The organism is Occultella kanbiaonis, assembly GCF_009708215.1.
GTDB classification, from domain to species: domain Bacteria; phylum Actinomycetota; class Actinomycetes; order Actinomycetales; family Beutenbergiaceae; genus Occultella; species Occultella kanbiaonis.
In genome coordinates, this window is record NZ_CP046175.1 from 3,292,701 (window position 1) to 3,309,247 (window position 16,547).

The 16,547-nt window shown below is 71.7% G+C and carries 24 protein-coding genes; 15 read left to right on the top strand and 9 right to left on the bottom strand.

Features of this window, described 5'->3' with window-relative positions:
• Positions 1-142: 142 nt before the first annotated feature.
• The 7 genes from GKS42_RS15180 (at position 143) to GKS42_RS15210 (ending at position 5,050) form a co-directional block, all read left to right on the top strand.
• Positions 143-1,087, top strand: a complete 945-nt coding sequence (locus GKS42_RS15180) for a transporter substrate-binding domain-containing protein (RefSeq protein ID WP_154794592.1) — start codon at positions 143-145, stop codon at positions 1,085-1,087.
• Between the two features lie 69 nt (positions 1,088-1,156).
• Positions 1,157-1,804, top strand: coding sequence for an amino acid ABC transporter permease (locus tag GKS42_RS15185; protein ID WP_168217855.1), 648 nt, complete (start codon positions 1,157-1,159; stop codon positions 1,802-1,804).
• A complete protein-coding gene (locus tag GKS42_RS15190) occupies positions 1,801-2,658 on the top strand; it encodes an amino acid ABC transporter permease (RefSeq protein ID WP_154794594.1) in 858 nt (285 codons plus the stop codon). Before GKS42_RS15185 ends, GKS42_RS15190 begins: the two co-directional genes overlap by 4 nt.
• Before the next feature lie 155 nt (positions 2,659-2,813).
• Positions 2,814-3,518 carry a YbaB/EbfC family nucleoid-associated protein gene (locus tag GKS42_RS15195; RefSeq protein WP_154794595.1) on the top strand — a complete coding sequence of 235 codons (705 nt, stop codon included), beginning with the start codon at positions 2,814-2,816 and terminating at the stop codon, positions 3,516-3,518.
• A 13-nt stretch (positions 3,519-3,531) separates the two neighbouring features.
• Entirely contained in the window at positions 3,532-3,843 is a 312-nt protein-coding gene (locus tag GKS42_RS15200; RefSeq protein WP_154794596.1) for a hypothetical protein, read from the top strand.
• 48 nt (positions 3,844-3,891) lie between these two features.
• Positions 3,892-4,593: a hypothetical protein gene (locus GKS42_RS15205; RefSeq protein WP_154794597.1), complete on the top strand. Its 702-nt coding sequence runs from the start codon at positions 3,892-3,894 to the stop codon at positions 4,591-4,593.
• Position 4,594: 1 nt separating this feature from the next.
• Positions 4,595-5,050 carry a hypothetical protein gene (locus tag GKS42_RS15210; protein ID WP_154794598.1) on the top strand — a complete coding sequence of 152 codons (456 nt, stop codon included), beginning with the start codon at positions 4,595-4,597 and terminating at the stop codon, positions 5,048-5,050.
• Between the two features lie 57 nt (positions 5,051-5,107).
• On the opposite strand, the gene GKS42_RS15215 is transcribed toward GKS42_RS15210, so the two are convergent.
• The 6 genes from GKS42_RS15215 to GKS42_RS15240 all read right to left on the bottom strand — a co-directional run bounded on the left by GKS42_RS15215 (position 5,108) and on the right by GKS42_RS15240 (position 9,009).
• Entirely contained in the window at positions 5,108-5,443 is a 336-nt protein-coding gene (locus GKS42_RS15215) for a TfoX/Sxy family protein (protein ID WP_232847685.1), read from the bottom strand.
• A 70-nt stretch (positions 5,444-5,513) separates the two neighbouring features.
• Positions 5,514-5,819: a hypothetical protein gene (locus GKS42_RS15220; protein ID WP_154794600.1), complete on the bottom strand. Its 306-nt coding sequence runs from the start codon at positions 5,817-5,819 to the stop codon at positions 5,514-5,516.
• On the bottom strand, positions 5,816-6,700 hold the full coding sequence (locus GKS42_RS15225; RefSeq protein ID WP_154794601.1) for an MOSC domain-containing protein: 885 nt from the start codon (positions 6,698-6,700) through the stop codon (positions 5,816-5,818). The genes GKS42_RS15220 and GKS42_RS15225 overlap by 4 nt, the downstream gene beginning before the upstream one ends.
• A gap of 91 nt (positions 6,701-6,791) precedes the next feature.
• Positions 6,792-7,511: an ABC transporter permease gene (locus tag GKS42_RS15230; RefSeq protein ID WP_154794602.1), complete on the bottom strand. Its 720-nt coding sequence runs from the start codon at positions 7,509-7,511 to the stop codon at positions 6,792-6,794.
• Positions 7,511-8,299: an ABC transporter permease gene (locus GKS42_RS15235; protein WP_154794603.1), complete on the bottom strand. Its 789-nt coding sequence runs from the start codon at positions 8,297-8,299 to the stop codon at positions 7,511-7,513. Before GKS42_RS15235 ends, GKS42_RS15230 begins: the two co-directional genes overlap by 1 nt.
• Positions 8,296-9,009, bottom strand: coding sequence for an ABC transporter ATP-binding protein (locus GKS42_RS15240; RefSeq protein WP_154794604.1), 714 nt, complete (start codon positions 9,007-9,009; stop codon positions 8,296-8,298). The genes GKS42_RS15235 and GKS42_RS15240 overlap by 4 nt, the downstream gene beginning before the upstream one ends.
• A 133-nt stretch (positions 9,010-9,142) precedes the next feature.
• Between GKS42_RS15240 and GKS42_RS15245 the strand changes: the two genes are divergently transcribed.
• The 4 genes from GKS42_RS15245 to GKS42_RS15260 are packed head-to-tail and all read left to right on the top strand — an operon-like array spanning position 9,143 to position 11,489.
• Positions 9,143-10,015: a sensor histidine kinase gene (locus tag GKS42_RS15245; RefSeq protein WP_210769195.1), complete on the top strand. Its 873-nt coding sequence runs from the start codon at positions 9,143-9,145 to the stop codon at positions 10,013-10,015.
• Positions 10,012-10,689 (top strand): response regulator, encoded by a 678-nt coding sequence (locus GKS42_RS15250; RefSeq protein ID WP_154794606.1) that lies wholly within the window; start codon positions 10,012-10,014, stop codon positions 10,687-10,689. The genes GKS42_RS15245 and GKS42_RS15250 overlap by 4 nt, the downstream gene beginning before the upstream one ends.
• A gap of 37 nt (positions 10,690-10,726) precedes the next feature.
• A complete protein-coding gene (locus GKS42_RS15255) occupies positions 10,727-11,182 on the top strand; it encodes a hypothetical protein (RefSeq protein ID WP_154794607.1) in 456 nt (151 codons plus the stop codon).
• A 7-nt stretch (positions 11,183-11,189) separates the two neighbouring features.
• On the top strand, positions 11,190-11,489 hold the full coding sequence (locus GKS42_RS15260; RefSeq protein ID WP_154794608.1) for a transcriptional regulator: 300 nt from the start codon (positions 11,190-11,192) through the stop codon (positions 11,487-11,489).
• Between the two features lie 4 nt (positions 11,490-11,493).
• Here GKS42_RS15260 and GKS42_RS15265 read toward each other — a convergent pair whose 3' ends face one another.
• Positions 11,494-11,952 carry a nitroreductase/quinone reductase family protein gene (locus GKS42_RS15265; protein ID WP_154794609.1) on the bottom strand — a complete coding sequence of 153 codons (459 nt, stop codon included), beginning with the start codon at positions 11,950-11,952 and terminating at the stop codon, positions 11,494-11,496.
• A 102-nt stretch (positions 11,953-12,054) separates the two neighbouring features.
• Here GKS42_RS15265 and GKS42_RS15270 point away from each other — a divergent pair, with 102 nt between their 5' ends.
• A complete protein-coding gene (locus GKS42_RS15270) occupies positions 12,055-12,732 on the top strand; it encodes a TetR/AcrR family transcriptional regulator (protein ID WP_154794610.1) in 678 nt (225 codons plus the stop codon).
• Between the two features lie 6 nt (positions 12,733-12,738).
• On the opposite strand, the gene GKS42_RS15275 is transcribed toward GKS42_RS15270, so the two are convergent.
• Positions 12,739-13,359 (bottom strand): GyrI-like domain-containing protein, encoded by a 621-nt coding sequence (locus GKS42_RS15275; RefSeq protein ID WP_154794611.1) that lies wholly within the window; start codon positions 13,357-13,359, stop codon positions 12,739-12,741.
• Between the two features lie 129 nt (positions 13,360-13,488).
• Complete coding sequence (locus tag GKS42_RS15280; RefSeq protein WP_174791079.1) at positions 13,489-13,962, bottom strand: hypothetical protein; 474 nt, start codon at positions 13,960-13,962, stop codon at positions 13,489-13,491.
• Positions 13,963-14,164: 202 nt separating this feature from the next.
• On the opposite strand from GKS42_RS15280, the gene GKS42_RS15285 reads away from it, so the two are divergent.
• Genes GKS42_RS15285 through GKS42_RS15295 form a run of 3 tightly spaced genes read left to right on the top strand, consistent with a single transcriptional unit; the run spans position 14,165 to position 16,546 of the window.
• Positions 14,165-14,836 (top strand): DUF998 domain-containing protein, encoded by a 672-nt coding sequence (locus GKS42_RS15285; RefSeq protein WP_210769196.1) that lies wholly within the window; start codon positions 14,165-14,167, stop codon positions 14,834-14,836.
• A gap of 58 nt (positions 14,837-14,894) precedes the next feature.
• Positions 14,895-15,263, top strand: a complete 369-nt coding sequence (locus tag GKS42_RS15290; RefSeq protein ID WP_154794613.1) for a YciI family protein — start codon at positions 14,895-14,897, stop codon at positions 15,261-15,263.
• The gene (locus tag GKS42_RS15295) at positions 15,263-16,546 is read left to right on the top strand and encodes an RNA polymerase sigma factor (protein WP_154794614.1); all 1,284 of its coding nucleotides are present in this window, start codon (positions 15,263-15,265) and stop codon (positions 16,544-16,546) included. Before GKS42_RS15290 ends, GKS42_RS15295 begins: the two co-directional genes overlap by 1 nt.
• The last annotated feature ends 1 nt before the right edge of the window (position 16,547 follow it).

Sequence of the window (16,547 nt, forward strand, 5' to 3'; positions counted from 1 at the left end):
GCTGGCAGGCGCCGCCATCTCACGTGGTGAGCGGCACCGTCGTCGCCACTCGCCCAGGCACCGGTCCGGTGGGATGCTGGCGACCGCGCCCTGTGTAGCCTTCCTACGCATATCCGTGGCGAACCCCTTCTCCGGAGGCATCATGAGAACCCGCACGACCACCCGACGAGGCCTGACCGCCGTCGCCGCCCTCTCCCTGGCCGCCGTCGCCCTGGTCGCCTGCAGCCCGGAGGAGGAGGGCACCGACGGCGACGGTTCCGGCGACGAGTCGTCCGCCTACCAGGAGCTGCTGGACGGCGGCATCGTCGCCGACGACGCCACCGTCGAGGCCAACGAGTGGGCCAGCGGCGTGCGCGAGGCCGGCGTGCTGACCGTGGGCGGCACCGAGACCTCGGAACTGTTCTCGTTGCTCGACCCGACCACCGGCGTGGCCACCGGCTTCGACGCCGCGCTGTCCCAGCTGCTGTCCCGGTACATCCTCGGCGAGGTGAACACCGACCTGCAGCAGGTCACCGTGGACACCCGTGAGGACCTACTCGAGACCGGCGCGGTGGACACCATCTTCGCGACGTACTCGATCACCCCCGAGCGCGCCGCGCGGGTCGCGTTCGCGGGCCCGTACTACTCCTCGCAGAGCGGCATCCTGGTCCCGATCGACTCCGACATCACCGGCCTGGACGACCTCGACGGCGCCACGGTCGCCACGCAGGCCGCCTCCACCGGCGTGACCGTGCTCGAGGAGTTCGCGCCCGGCGCGACCGTGCTGGAACTGCCCGACCACGCCCAGGCGCTCGCCGCCGTGCAGCAGGGCAACGCCGACGCCTACGTGATCGACCAGAGCCTGCTGCTCAACGCCGTCGTCACCAACGACGACGTGCAGATCGTCGGAGAGCCCTTCGGCCCCGGCGACAACTACGGCATCGGCCTGCCCAAGGACTCCGATGCGCAGGACTTCGTCAACGAATGGCTGCAGCAGGTCATCGACGACGGCACCTGGGCCGAGCTGTGGCAGATCACCATCGGTGACCGCGCCGACATCGACACCGCCCCCGAGCCCCCGGTGATCGGTTCCGTCGAAGGGTCCTGACCGACCACGACTCGCTCGGCCGGCGCCCGGCGAGCGGGCGCCGGGCGGGTGCGCAGCGAGGAGGCGCGGGTGCAGATCATCCTGACCGAGTACCTTGGCACGCTGTTGCGTGGTCTGGGGACGACGGCGGTGCTCACCGTCGTCGCGTTCGTCGCCTCCGTCGCGGGTGGCCTACTGATGGCCACGTTCCGGATCAGCCCGATCCCGCCGCTGCGGGTGGCGGGTGCGGTGTACGTGGAGATCTTCCGCAACGTGCCGCTGGTGAGCCTGCTGATCGTGGTGGTCTACGGGCTGCCGGAGATCAACCTGAACCCCGGTTTCGTGCCCGGGGTGATCATCGCGATGACGCTGGTCGGCACCGCGTTCGCCTGCGAGACGTTCCGCACCGGCATCAACGCGATCGGCGCCGGGCAGATCGAGGCGGCCCGCTCGATCGGGCTGACGTTCGGCGGCATCGTCCGCGAGCTGATCCTGCCGCAGGCCACCCGCACCGTGATCGGGCCGACCGTGACCCTGTTCATCGGGATCATGCTCAGCTCGTCGCTGGCCACCGTGGTGGGCGTGCGTGACCTGACCGGCACCGTCTCCTACATCAACAACAGGGAGGCGCTGGGGATCACCACGTTCCTCGTCGCGGCCGTGCTGTACGCGGCCATCTCCCTGGGCGCGGCGGCCTTCGGTGCCCGCATGGAGACACGGTTGCGGGTGCTGCGATGAGCATGCAGCACGCGCTGTTCGACACGGTCGGGCCGAGGGCGCGCCGCCGGGTCGCCGTCGTCACCGTGATCTCCCTGGTGGCCATCGCCGGCCTGCTCGGCCTCGCCTACTACCAGTTCTATGCCAGCGGCCAGCTGGCGCCGTCGAAGTGGCGTGAGCTCCTGCAGCCGGCCACGATGCGCTACCTCGCCCGAGCCCTGGGCAACACCGGCCTGGCCGCCCTGGGCGCGGCCGCCATCGGACTGCCGCTCGGGTTGCTCCTCGCCGTCGGGCGGCTCTCCCACCGGGCGTGGTTCCGTTGGCCGGCGACCGCGGTGATCGAGGCGTTCCGGGCCGTGCCGGTGCTGCTCATCATCTACATCTTCATGTTCGCCCTGCCCCAGTACGGCATCAACCCGGACGTGTATTGGAAGCTCGTGATCCCGATCGGGCTGTGCGCGGCGGCCACCCTCGCCGAGGTGTTCCGGGCCGGCGTGCTCGCGCTGCCGCGGGGGCAGGGCGAGGCCGCGGCCGCCGTCGGGATGACCGGGCCGCAGGCGTTCCGGCTGGTGATCTTCCCGCAGGCGCTGCGGGTGGTCATCCCGGCGCTGGTGGCGCAGGCCGTGATCGTCGTCAAGGACACCGCGTTCGGGTACGTGGTCAGCTACAGCGAGCTGATGCAGAGCGGGCGGGTGCTGGTCGCGAACACCGGTGACCTGATCCAGACGTACCTGGTCATCACGGTCATCTACGTCATCGTGAACATCATCATTTCCCGGCTCGCCCAACGCCTCGACAGCGTGCTGGCCCGCAAGCGCGCCGGCGGCGGACGCCGGTTCACCGCACTGATCCCCGGGCGGTCCGCGATCCAGTAGCCGGTCGCCGATGGGGAGGTCGCCCCATAGCGCCCGGTCGGCCATTCTCGTAGCCTCTATGACGTCACGCCCGCCGCCGCTGGAACAGGGGAGCCAACCGAATGCCCAATGAGGACCTGGATCGAGTCGCGGATCTGCGCGACTCGATGGATCGGATGAGTCAACGGATCGAGGCGACCCAGGGCAACCTCGGCGCCTCTCGGGGCCAGGACCAGGCCGGTGTCGTCACGGTTCGCCTGAACGACGACGGAATGTTCCTCGACGTGGCCGTGCTCGAGGCCTGGTCGGACGAGTACGAGGCCGACCAGCTGGGCGCCGCCGTCGTCTCCGCCTATGTGGCCGCGACCCTGGGACGGATCGAGCAGTGGTCCACCGGGATCGACGAGCAGGACGAACAACCGGAGCCACGCACCCGCCCGATGCGACCGCGGCACGAGGAGCTCGCCGCCCAGCTCGACGAGCTCGTCGGTGGCGAGTCCGACATCGACGCCACGGCGGCCACCCGGGGTCTGATCGCCCACCTCCAGGAGTTCCAGGGCATCCTGAGCTCCGCGGTGACCGCGATCGAGGCGCGGTCCCAGGAGCGGATCGTCGGCCACGACGGCCAGCGGCGGGTCGAGGTCGTCGTGGATGGCGCCGGCGGCATCGCCGAGGTGAACATCGATCCGGACTTCGCGGAGGACTCGCACGCCTTCAACATCTCGCGAGCGGTCACGGAGGCGATCAAGAACGCCCTCGCCGCGTCCGCCGCACAGTCGGCCGTCGCTCTGGCGCCGGTGGACGATCTGAACGCCATGGTCGCCAAGCTCAACGACCCGCGGGGCATGGCAGCCATCCTCAAGCCCGACACCTACAGCTGAAGGAGCACGAACCATGACTCTCGAGGTCGCACTGGAGAACCTCGCCGCGGACACGGACACGTGGGCGTCGGCAGCGGACACGATCACCACGATGTCGTCCTCGCTCGGTGGCCTCACCCTCGGTGAGTTCGTCTTCACGGGCAGGGGCTACGCGGCGGGTGTGGCGTACGAGGAGGTTCGGGCACATATGGAGAGCCTCACCTCCGACGGCGGGACCGAACTGAACGACACGGTGAGCACACTGCGCAAGATCCACGCCGACTACGCGGACAACGAGGCGGCCGCAACCGCCAGGTACAACGGCATGTGGACCTACGACGGCTGACCCGACCGGCCCCGTAGCCACTCCGCACACTTCAGAAAGGCACTCCCCATGAATCTCATCGATGAAATCCTGAACCTGGTCCAAGAGATCCAGAACACGTGGCAACGCTTCGTCAACCTCGTCAACGGCGCCCTGTCCTCCGTGCCGGTGTTCCTCCAGTGGGTGATCGACAGCGTCAACCGGTTGTGGGAGCAGGTCGTGCAGATGTGGAACGACTTCTGGGAGGGCGTGAGCGACTTCCTGAGCCGGTTCGGGGACCCGGGCGCGGTCGCGACGGCCAGCGCGGGCTGGACCAGCATGGTCTCGCAGCCGGCCGGCGAGGTCGCCGCAACGGTGACCACCGGACAGCTGTCCGCGGACGACGACGCCTGGTCCGGCGACGCCGCCACCAAGTACCGAACCCGGGCCGGTGAGCAGCAGGCCACGATCTCCGCGATCCGCGACGAGGTGGCGACGAAGGTGGTCGCCGCGCTGGACGGCATGAAGCTCGCGATGTTCGTGTTCTACGGCGCCCTGATCGCGGCGATCCTCGCACTGATCGGTGCGATCATCGGCGGCCTCGCCTCGTCGGCGACAATCGTCGGGATCCCCGCCGGGATCGTGATCATCATCGGAGCCGGTGCCATCGCGATCGGTGCGATCGTCGTGGCCGGCATGGTCTTCAGCGGGACCGCCGATCAGCGGGCCGGCGAGATGCGCTCGGCGATCACGAGCGCCAAGGTGACCAGTTGGCCGGAGTTCGTGGTCTGACGTGATCTCGCTCCGGGCGGCCGGGATCGCCTACGCCGTCCTCGCCCTCACGATTGCAGCCGCGTCACTCTGGCTGCGGACGTTCCCCACCCCGCGAAGCAACGACGCGGACCAGCTCATCAGCATCATCGTCGCGGTCATCGCCGTCTCGGCGGCGGTGGCCGCGGTGGTGCTGTTGCTGGTCCTCGGTGCCGGGGCCAAGCCGAGCAACAGCGGCGTGGTCATCCTGGTGGCCGGAACCCACGGGGCGGTGACGCTGGTCTGCGTGATCCTGCTCGTGTTCGCCTTCATGCAGGGCGCCACGGCGACCGGGATCGGCGTGATCGCGATCGTCATGAACGCCGGCAGCATCCTGCTGACCGTCCTCGCGACGCGTGGGCAGATGGGTCGCAACCGTCGGGCGATGGCCACGAGCCAGCAGCCCGGACCGCCGCGGCAGCAGCCCCCACGCGGCTGACCGACCCACGCCCCGCCGTCGGGCATCGAACCCGATGTAAGGAAGTACGTCGCGCCGTCAGCGGGCCCGGTTGTGCGCGAGCGCGACCTCGAGCCACTCGGACAGCGCGGCCGCGGTGTCGAGGTGCGACGCGGAGACCGAGATCCAGCCCGGTCCCATCGTGCGTCCGGCGCCCATCTCCGCCTGCTCCGCGCCCGGCCTGGCGAGCAGCTCGTCGTGCCGCTCCGCGGGGACGCGGACCAGCAGGTCACCCGGTTTCAGGGCGCTGACGACCATCGCGTCGTTCACCATGAACGACCGGCCCCCGAACATGGCGACCTCGCGGGTCGACGGCTCACCGGCGAGCAGGTCGCGGAGGCGGTCGATCAGCTCTGACTGGGGCGAATCACTCACGGTTCTCCTCCGACTCGACTTCGGCGCCGTGCCGCGTCGCACAACGACCATCCGTACCTAGGATGCCGCGTCAACGCCCTCCGGGCCCGGTCGGGTCGAACTTCGCCGGGTCGGTGCGCTCGCCGGAGCGGAACAGCTCAAGGGCGGCGCCCGGTTCGACCGACGACGCATAGAACATGACCGACTCGTCGGCAGCCACGAACAGCGAGACCCCACCGCGCACGGGCTGGACCAGCAGGACGGCGTCTTCATCGGTCAACGCGAACGTCCGCAACGCGATCCCGGGCCACACCCGGTGCAGCAGCGCGGTACCGACCGCGACCAGGCGCCGCTGCGCGGGCGTGGCCGCGCCCTCCGAGAGTTCCAGCCGGGTCATCGGCCCGGCTCCGCCACCACGGTGTCCCCCACCCGCAGCCGCCCGCCGCCGAGCGGGACCAGCCGGGTGCCGAACCAGGTCGCACGGTCCCACCGGCGGTGCCGGGCCAGGGTCCGGATCGGCTCCTTGCCACCGGCGAGGGTCACCGGGTCGATCGTCGTCATCACGCACCTGTCACAGATCTCCGAGGTCCGGAACTCGACGTCACCGATCCGCACCGTCGGCCAATCGTCCTCGGCGAACGGCTCCTCGCCGTCGATGACGACGTTCGGCCGGAACCGCAGCATGCTCAGCGGCGCGGCGACCGTGCGCGTGAGCGTGGCGAGGACTCCCGGCCCACTGACGTCGTCGGGGTCGAGTCCGGCGGGATCCGGCTCCCCGACCTCGGCGTCGATCCAGTCCTGCAGCTGCGCCAGCGAAGCCTCCGACGTCAGCAGCAGCGGGCCGGCGTCGGCCAGGGTGAGCGAGTCCCCGGGGCGCCCGCCGTGCTCGTCGTCGATCGAGCGCACCGTCGGGTCTTCTTGCCAGACGAGTCGCACCGGCCGGCCCACCCGGGCGCTGATCCAGTCGCTCGCGCAGGCCTTCGCCGGTACGGCGAGTCCCTGCCTGGCGTGGCTGACCGGTACCGGTGTGGCGCCGCGTGGGCTCTGCACGGCGATGCTCCCGTAGTCCGCGTGGATCCGGATCGCGTCCGCCCCGATCGCCTCGGCGCGCAGTCCGAGCAGGGCGCGCAGCTCGCGGGCCGTGACCTTCTTCCCGGCCTCGTCGACGATGCCCCAGCGCCGATCTCCCGCCAGGCCCCACGGCTCGACCCGGGCCTCGGACACCGTCTGGCCGCCGAGGGACTTCACCGGGTAGACGCGCAACTGGGTGACCCGCATGGGCCGATCCTCCCCCATCGCCGGCCCGGAGCGCCACGGTCGCGCCGGTCGTCCCACATGGCACCCGGCCCCGCGAGCCGGCCCACGGGGGTCAGGGGTCGCGGCGGATGAATCGGACGGCACCTAGGGTCCCGATCGCGACGAGCCAGGCGAGGGCCACGAGCGGGCCGGTCGCCGCCGTCAGCAACGTGTCCGTGTCGGCGTACAACTGCGACGCGGCCCGGTCCGGGAGCCAGCGCGCATGCTCGGTGAGACCGGCTGCCACGGGCGAGATGATCACCAGCAGGGCGATCATCGCGACCAGCGCGGGCACGAGGTGCCGCAACGCCACGGCGACGGCGTGGGCGAGCAGGCCGATCACGGCGAGGTAAGCGATCGCACCGGCCAGGCGCCACGGGGCGCGCTCCGCCGTCAGGGTCACGTCGGTGGCGGTTGCCGCGATCGCGGCGGTAGCGAGCGCCGCGCCGATGCTCAGCGCCGCACCGATGCCGACGATGGCGGCAGCGGCCATGGTCTTGCCGGCCAGGGCGCGCGCACGGTCGGGTACCGCGACGAGCGTCGTGGCGATCTGGCGCCCGTCGTACTCATGGCCGGCCGGCAGCACACCGAGCAGGATGATCCCGACCTGCACGAACGGGACCGCGGCCAGGACGAGCTCGACGACGGACGACGGCGTGCCCTGGGCCGCCGCGGACGCGGCGAGCGCGGCGGCGATGACGACCCCGGTGACGACCGTGCCGATGAGTGTGACCGCGATGACCGGCAGCGTCCGGAGCTTGTCCAGTTCCGCGGCCAGGACCCGTGCGCCCATCACGCGTCGCGGCGGCGGAAGACGATGGCCGCGACCGCCAGGAGCAGCACGGTCCACGCGGCCATGACGAGCGCACCGGGGCCGGCGGCCAACCCACCGTCGACGGTGTCCACACCGGCGAACAGTCGTCGGCCGGCGAGGTCGGGCAGCCAGTGCGCCAGTGGGGTGAGGTTGGTCAGCAGCAGGGAGACCGACACCACCGAGCTGTTCGCGATCAGCACGATCGGCGCGATCAGCCCGCTGCGGGTCAGCAGGGTGACGGCAACGGCGATGAGCCCGGTGAGCGTCCAGTAGAGGGCGCCGCCGAGGCCGCGCAGCAGCGCCTGCTCGGGCGTCACCGTCTCGGTCGCGGCGCTGCCGATGACCGCGTTCGCGATCCCCACGGTGGTGGGCAGCGTGACGGCGGCGACGGCGATCACGAGCAGGACGAGCACCGTCACCTTCGCGGCGAGCAGGCTCACCCGGCGTGGCATCGCGGTCAGGGTGGCCGTGATCTGCCGCCCGGCGCCGGCGTCGGCGGCGTTCGCGGCGTACTCGCTGCTGATCATGACGACGCCGAGGACGACCGCACCGACGGTGCCGAGCGGCATCGCGGCGAACGCGGCCTCGAACGCCGACGTGTTCGCCACCCGCTCCGGCGTGCCGGCGTCGATCGCGGACCGGGTCGTCACGGCATTGAGCACCGTGATAGCGATCGAGCCGAGCACCGCGACGCCGATACCCGCCCAGGCTGCGGGCAGCGTCACGGTCTTGCGCAGTTCCGCCGCGAGCAGGCCGGCCACCCTCATCGGTGCGCTCCCCCGTCGCCACCGGTGAGGGCGAAGAACGCGTCCTCGAGCCGGTCGTACCCGGCGGTGAGCTCGGCGAGGGTCCCGGTCGCCGCGATCCGCCCGCCCGCGATGACCACGAGGTCGTCCGCGACGTCGGCGACCTCGGCCATCAGGTGGCTGGAGAGCAGCACGGTGCCACCCGCGGCGGCCTGGTCACGCAGCAGAGCGCGCATCCAACGGATGCCCTCCGGATCCAGCCCGTTGACAGGCTCGTCCAGGACGAGTGCTCGCGGCTCACCGAGCAGAGCCGCCGCGAGCCCGAGCCGCTGTCCCATGCCCAGCGAGAGCCGCCCGACCCGGACCCTGGCGGAGGACGCGAGCCCGACCTGGTCCAGCACCTCACCGACCCGGCGGCGGTCGATGCCGTTGCTGCGGGCCAGCCAGGCCAGATGGTCGCGCGCCGTCCGGGCGCGGTGCGCCCCGGAGCCGTCGAGCATCGACCCGACCGTGCGGAGCGGGTCGCGCAGGCTCCGGTACGGACGGCCGCCGACCAGGGCGGATCCGCCGTCGGGCCGGTCGAGCCCGAGCAGGATCCGCAGGGTGGAGGACTTGCCGGCGCCGTTCGCGCCCAGGAACGCGGTGACGCGGCCCGGGCGGGCCTCGAAGCCGACGTGATCGAGCACGGTCCTGGTGCCGTGACGTTTGACGAGTTGATCGATGAGGAGCATGCCCACCATCCGATCGCGGGCGCTCCCGGCCGGCATCGGCCCGTGGTCCGGACGTGGCCGGCCCGCCTCGGACCCCGGTCCGTCAGACCCGGGTCCGATGTGCGAGCGCGACGGGGAACCTAGACTCGGCCGGGTGCCCCAGACCGACCGCCCCGTGCTGCGCTCGCGCGTCTGGCTGGTCGCCGGTGGCGTGATCGTGGCGCTGGTGCTCGTGCTCTCGACGGTCGGCGTCGATCCGCCGTTCGGCGCGATGGCGGTCCTGCTCGGCGCCGCCGTGTTCGCCGCCGCCGTGCTCGCCTGGGCCCTGTGGCGAGCCCGGCAGGAGCGACGCGCCTTCGAGGACGAACTGACCGCGTGGGCCGCCGAACGCGCCGCCCAGGCCGAGCGCCTGCGAATCGCCCGCGACCTGCACGATCTGGCCTCCCATGGGCTCGGCCTGATCACCGTCCGCGCCGCCGCGGCCCGCACCGTCACCGGTCCGACCATGGCGACCGAACGGGCCGCGGCCCTGGCGGACATCGAACGGACCGCCCGCGGTGCCACGACCGAGCTGCGCCGGATGCTCTCGGTGCTGCGCACGCCCGGAGAGGGCGCCCCGCTACGGCCTGCGGAGACCCTCGCCGACCTGCCGCGGATCGTGGCCGCGGCCCGGGCCGGCGGGGTCGAGGCCGTGCTCGAGGTCGCCGACCTCGGCGAGGTCTCGGCCGGGACCCAGCTCACCGTGTGCGCGATCGTGCGCGAGGGCCTGACGAACACCGTCCGGCACGCCGGCCCGACGGCGGCGCGCGTCCTGGTCGTGCGCGCCGGCGACGAGGTGCTCGCCACGGTCACCGATGACGGCCCGGCAGCCGGGTGGGCGCCGCATCCCGGCGCGGGCGCGGGGATCGCGGGTCTACGCGAGCGCGTCGACGCCCTCGGTGGCACGCTGCTCGGTGAGCGCGTCGGTGACGGCTACCGGCTGACCGCCCGGCTGCCCGAGCGTCTCGGGCCGGCAGGCACACCGTGACCGGGCCGGTGCGGGTTCTCGTCGTCGACGACCAGCCGCTGATCCGGCACAGCCTGCGGCTCATCGTCGACGGCGCCCCGGACCTGACCGTCGTCGGCGAGGCGGGCACCGGCGCCGGTGCCCTCGAGCAGACTCGCGAGCTGCGGCCGGACATCGTGCTCATGGACCTCCGGATGCCCGGCGGCGACGGCATCGAGGCGACCCGCCGCATCGCCGCCGACCCCGCGCTCGACCGCACCCGGGTGCTGGTCCTGACCATGTTCGAGCTCGACGAGTACGTCCATGCGGCCCTGGGCGCCGGCGCGAGCGGGTTCCTCCTCAAGGACGCCGAACCGGCCCGGCTCGTCGACGCGATCCGGCGCACCCACGCCGGCGAGTCACTCTTCGCGCCGAGCGTCCTGGCCCGGCTCGTCGAGAACTACCTGAGCCGGTCCGCACCCGCGAGCGCGCCCGCATCGCTCACCGGCCGGGAGGCGCAGGTGCTCACCCTCGTCGGCCGCGGGCTGTCCAACACCGAGATCACCCAGGCCCTCACGATCTCGATGGGCACGGTCAAGACGCACATCGGCAGCCTGCTGTCCAAGCTGCACGCCCGGGACCGCGCCCAGCTCGTCATCGCCGCGTACGAGCACGGCCTGGTCGGCGCCGGCTCGGCCGCACGAGCGCCGCGCTGACTTTCCCGTACGGAAAGTCAGGGTTAGAGTTTCTTCCATGGAGAGTGATGCCGCCGCCGCACGTGAGGCGCTCGATGCCGTGAACACGACCAGGGAGCTCAACGCCGAGCGGCTCCGGCGCCCGAGTCGGTACTGGATCATGATCGGGCTGATGCTCTCCGTGTTCGCGCTCCTGCCGTACGCGGCCGGCTGGCCACCGCTGCTGCAGATCCTCGTTCCGCCGGTACTGATCGCGCTCATCGCGGTCGCCCTCGGGCGGAAGCAACCGACCGCGGTGCGCAGGCTCCGGCTGTCCGGGCGGATGGGGCTCCAGCTCCTCGGGTTCGCGATCCTCGCGGGCGTCGTGGTTGCGGTCAGCCGAGCGGTCCACCTCGAGCAAGGCTGGTGGTGGGCGCCCCTGGTCGCGGCGGTGCTCCTGTTCGCCTTCGTCGCCACGGTCGGGCCGCGAATGGATCGCTCCTGGGCGCGCCGAGCGAGCCGCAACGAGGAGTGACGGCACCGTGCTCGCCGCCCTCGACCCGGTGATCCACCCGATCCAGCGCCTGCGGATCTGCGCCCTGCTCGACCCGGTCACGGAGGAGGAGTTCGCCGCGCTCCGCGATCTGCTCGAGACGAGCGACTCGGCTCTCAGCAAGCAGCTCTCGGCCCTCACCGAGGCCGGCTACGCCTCCCAGCGCCGCGCCGCCCGGGGCGGGCGGAGCCGCGTCTGGGTGCAGCTCACGCCGGCCGGACGGCGGGCGTTCCACGGCCACGTGGCCGCCCTGACCGCCCTGGCGAGCCACGGCGGCGGCCCCGAGTGAGACGTCAGGTGCGCGTGAGGACGACGACGGGAGTGTGCGGTCGCGCCGCGGCGTAGGTGCGGACGTCGCCCCAGCCGCGGTAGTCGTCGAACCGGGCCAGGAGCCGGTCCCGCTCGGCCCCGGTGACCTCCCGGCCCCGCACGCCCACGGCGCCGTCCGCGGTGTCCACCTCGACGTCGGGCCGTGCCTGCAGGTTCAGCCACCACGCCGGGTGGCTCGGTGCCCAGCCGTTCATCGCCAGGGTGACGAAGTCCTCGCCGTCGAGGAAGTAACACAGCATGACGGCGCGCGGCTCGCCGGTGCGGCGACCGACGGTGCGCAGCCGCAGGATGCCGGCTTTGCGCCCGGGCGCGGGGCGGGCCAGGCCGAGCCGCGTGGTCCGGTACAGGAGCCGGTGCCCGGCCCACGCGGACCGGATGAACCATCGTGGCGGCAGCGGGGGTGCCGGGTTCTGGATCGACATGTCATCGCCTTCTCACTGGAGTTCGCGGTCTCTACACCGTAGACCTACAGCGTAGGCCTACGGTGTAGTCACGTCAATGCTCCTGGCCTAGACTGTCCGGCAATGACCAGTCAGCAGCCCCGGACCGCCCCGGCCGGACTCACCCCGGACGGCATCGTCACCGTCGCCATCGGCGTCGCGGACGCCGACGGGCTGGCAGCCGTCAGCATGCGCCGGGTCGCGCAGGAACTCGGGGTGGACCCGATGTCGCTCTACCGGCACGTCGGCACCAAGCACGGGCTCCTCGACCTGATGACCGACGCCGTGGTGAGCGACATCGACCCCGTGGCGACGCCGTCGGGCGACTGGGTCGCGGACGCGCGCGCACTGATGCTCTCCGCGCGAGGCACCATGCTCGCCCACCCGTGGACTGCCGCCGCGATCAAGGACCGGCGCGAGCCCACCCCCGCGACCCTGCGCCACCTGAACGCGCTGCTCGAGATCCTGCGCACCGGTGGCCTGGACGTGGCCCTGACCCACCATGCGCTGCACGTCCTGGGCAGCCGGGTGCTGGGCTTCAGCGACGATCTGTTCGACGATGCCGCAGCAGAGCAGCCGGCACCGGAGGTCGCCGCGGCGCAGCTGGCGTTCTTCACGCGGGAGTTGCCTCGGCTCGCCGAACTGGCCGTCGCGGCCACGCACGAGGGTGGTCTCGGCGGCTGCGACGACGACGAGGAGTTCGCGTTCTCGATCGATCTGATGCTCGCCGGGCTGGAACGGCGTCGGCAGGGTCTCGCCTGAGGCCGCCTACGCGTCGGCGACCGGCTGGCGCAGGATCGTGCGCTGCTTCTCCGGCGGTGTCCGGCGGTTGTCGGTGAGGTAGATCTCGTGGTGGGTGCCGGCCATGCGCAGCCCGCTCGCGGGGATGAACTCGTGGTGCAGCTCACGCAGCACGGCAGCCTCCTCGTCGAACGGCCCGAGGTGCAGGGTCTGCACGCACCGGCCCTCGCCGAGGGTCTCCAGGCGCACCTCACCGAGCCGGGTCGGCGGCCCCTTCGTGCCGACCTGCGCCACGGCGGCCGCGAACATGTTCGCGTCGATCCAGTCCGGGACCATGATCATGAGCGTCCAGTCCCACTGCGACTTGTCCCGGGCGGCCGTGAACGCGTCCATGTCACGTGCCCACCACAGTCCCTCAAGCGGCATCACGACATAGTCCCGGCCGAGGCCGGTCTTGCTCGCGAACTTGAGCTTGTAGGCAACCGGGTACAGCGCCTCGAGCGCGCCGACGAACTGCGGCGAGGTGTTCGGGTCCCCGTGCCCGTCGATCATCAGGTACTGCAGGTCCGGCACGTCGAGGATCCGGAACTGCCCGCGCTTGGCCCGGTAGGCGTCGAGGGTCTTCTTGAAGTCGGTCTTCTCCGTCATCGGCGCACCACGGCCCATGGGCGGGCCTCGACCTTCCTGCTCGGCTGTTCGCGATTGTAGGAGAGTGGGCCGGTTCGCCCGGTGTGGCGCCGATCCGGCGGACCGGCGCCACACCGACGAGTCGGTGGCCTACGTCCGCGTTATGGTGCTCTGGTAGCCGCCGCCCCCGGGGTAGACCCAGTCGCCGGCCATCTCCGAGTCGCCCGCCGTGAACGTGCCCCGGAAGTAGGCGGGGCTGCCCTTGGCGCCGGCCCAGATGGTCAGGGTGTCGCCGGCCAGGTCGTACACGTAGTCGAACGTGTTCCCCATCGAGTCGTAGAACCGGGAGGACACGTCCTCGCCGACCGGCTCCCCGAACGGGTGCAGATGTCCGATCACCTCGAAGCCGGTGACCGCCTGCCCGTACTGCTCCAGTTCGACGTGCTGGATGAGGAAATGTCCGCCGAGCATCCACTCGTAGCGGACGGTGCCCTCGGCTCCGCCGGTCACGGCCCAGGTGCCGACGAGCCGGTCGAGCGCGCGGACGGCCTCGCTCGGCTGTGGCAGCGCCTCCTGCTCGGACGCCTCGGTGCCCGTCGCCTGGTCGTTGATGTCGGTGTTCATGAGGTGTTCCCTTCGTCCGGAGCGTCCTCGGTGGCCGCTCTCACCCGGTACCTCGGAGCCGTCCCAAGCTTCTCGACATGCGCCGCGAGACATTCGTGAGGAGATTTCCGACGGCGGATGTCGAGACCGCGGGTCCGGCTCCGTGGTAGCGGTGTGCGTCGCCCGACCGGGGCGGCCCAGATCCGAAAGCCCGGAGGACATCATGAGCACCACCACCACCGCAGCACTGGCCCGGTCCGGACGGGACGGCCGGCCTGCGCCCACCGTTCGCGTATCGACTCGCGTCCTGACCACCACGGCGGCTCTCGCCGGCCCCTTCTTCTTCGCGTCATCGGCCGTCCAGGCACTGGCGCGGGACGGCTTCGACATCCGGATCCACCCACTCAGCCAACTCGCCACAGGCGATCTCGGATGGATCCAGGCGGTCACCTTCGTTCTGACCGGCCTCGGCGCGGTGGGCCTCGCCGTCGCCCACCGGCGACTGGTCAGATCGGGTGCCGGGTCGCGGATCATCCCGATCTTCCTCGCCGTGTTCGCCGGTGCGTTCGTCGTGGCAGGACTGTTCCCGATGGATCCGGAGAACGGGTTTCCGATCGGCGCGCCGGACGGCCCGGTGGCGATGTCGTGGCACTCGATCGTGCACTCGGCGGCGGCCGCCGTGTCCTTCACGGCCCTCGCCGGTGCCTGCATCGCCGCGCTGGTCCGGTCCGTCCGGCATCGCCGGGTCCCAGCCTGGATCGGTCACGGTCTCGTCGCGGTCGTGCTGCTCGTGCCCGCCCAGCCGACCTGGTGGACCGTGCAACTCGCCATCACGAGCGTGATCGCGTTCACCTGGGTGAGCCTGACCGCCCTGCGTCTGCGGAAGGGCGTGTGACACGATGCCGGATCTGCCTGATCTGCCTGATGGACCGATCCGTTCCGGGAGGACGACGATGAAGTTCCTGCTGCTGGGCTACACACCCGCCGAATCGTGGGATGCCGAGACCGCCGACACCCCGAGCGAGGAGGCACTCGCCGCGTTCGCCGTCTACTCCGCGTTCGAGGCCGAGCTGCGCGAGTCCGGGGAGCTCGTGCACACCGAGGGGCTCGGCCACCCCGCCGTCACCACCACCGTCCGCAAGACCGACGCCGGCGTGATCGCCACCGACGGCCCGTTCGCCGAGTTGAAGGAGGTCCTGGCCAGCTTCGCGGTCATCGAGTGCTCGAGCCTCGAGCGCGCCCGTGACATCGTCGCCCGCATGGTCGACGTCCTCGGTGAGCCGATCGAGATCCGGCCGATCATGGGTGACGACTTCGCCTGATGGTCGACGACGACGCCGACGCGGCCGACCCAGGCTCCGAGCGTTCGAGCATCGAGCACGTGCTGCGGACCGAGACGCCGCACGTGCTCGGTGCGCTGGTGCGACGGTTCGGCCGCTTCGAGCTCGCCGAGGACGCCGTCCAGGAGGCGCTCCTGGTCGCGCACCGGCGCTGGACGCAGGACCGGATCCCGGACGAGCCCCGCAGTTGGCTCATCCGGGTCGGCTACCGCAAGATGATCGACCAGCTCCGCTCCGAGCAGGCCGCGCGGCGCCGGGAGGCCGATTCGGCCCGTGCCGACCCCGTGCTGGTCGACCCGACCCAGCCCGGGCCCGCCGTCGTCGGCCACGACGACAGCCTCGACCTGCTGCTGCTGTGCTGCCACCCGGCCCTGAGCGAGGCCTCCCAGGTCGCGCTCACCCTCCGCGCGGTCGGCGGCCTCACGACGGCCGAGATCGCGCATGCCTACGGCACCACCGAGACCACGATGGGCACCCGGATCAGCCGCGCCAAGCAGGCACTGCGGCGCGCCGGCGCCCGCTTCGAGATCCGCGACGCCGACGACGCCCTGGCCCGGACCACGGCCGTGATGCGGGTGCTCTACCTGATCTACAACGAGGGCTACACGGCCACGTCGGGTGAGCACCTCACCCGCACCGATCTGAGCTCCGAGGCGATCCGGTTGGCCCGGATGCTGCGCGCCCTCCTGCCCGCCGATCCCGAGGCGACCGGGCTCCTCGCGCTGATGCTCCTGACCGAGGCCCGCCGCCAGGCACGGACCGACCCCGAGGCAGAACTCGTCCTGCTCGCCGATCAGGACCGCTCGCGATGGGACGTCCGGCAGATCGCCGAAGGACGGGACCTGATCGAGGGTGCCTGGGCGCTGAGTCGGGTCGGTCCCTACCAGCTGCAGGCCGCGATCGCGGCCGTCCACGTGCAGTCACCGAGTGCCACGGAGACGGACTGGCCCCAGATCGCCGCGCTCTACCTCTGGCTCGAGCACCTCCAGCCCACCGCACCCGTGCGCCTGAGCCGCGTGGTCGCCGTCGGGCAGGCGTTCGGGCCGCGCCGCGGCCTCGCACTGCTCGACGAGCTCCACCGGGAGCACGCGCTCGGCGACGACCCGCTCGTCACCCACCGTGCCCACGCGGTGCGGGCGCACCTGCTCGAGCAACTCGGCGAGGTCGAGCGCGCCCGGGCGGAGTTCCGTGCCGCAGCGAACCTGACCACGAACGACATCGAACGCCGCTACCTCCAGCGCCGCGCAGAAGGAGCCGACCTGTGAC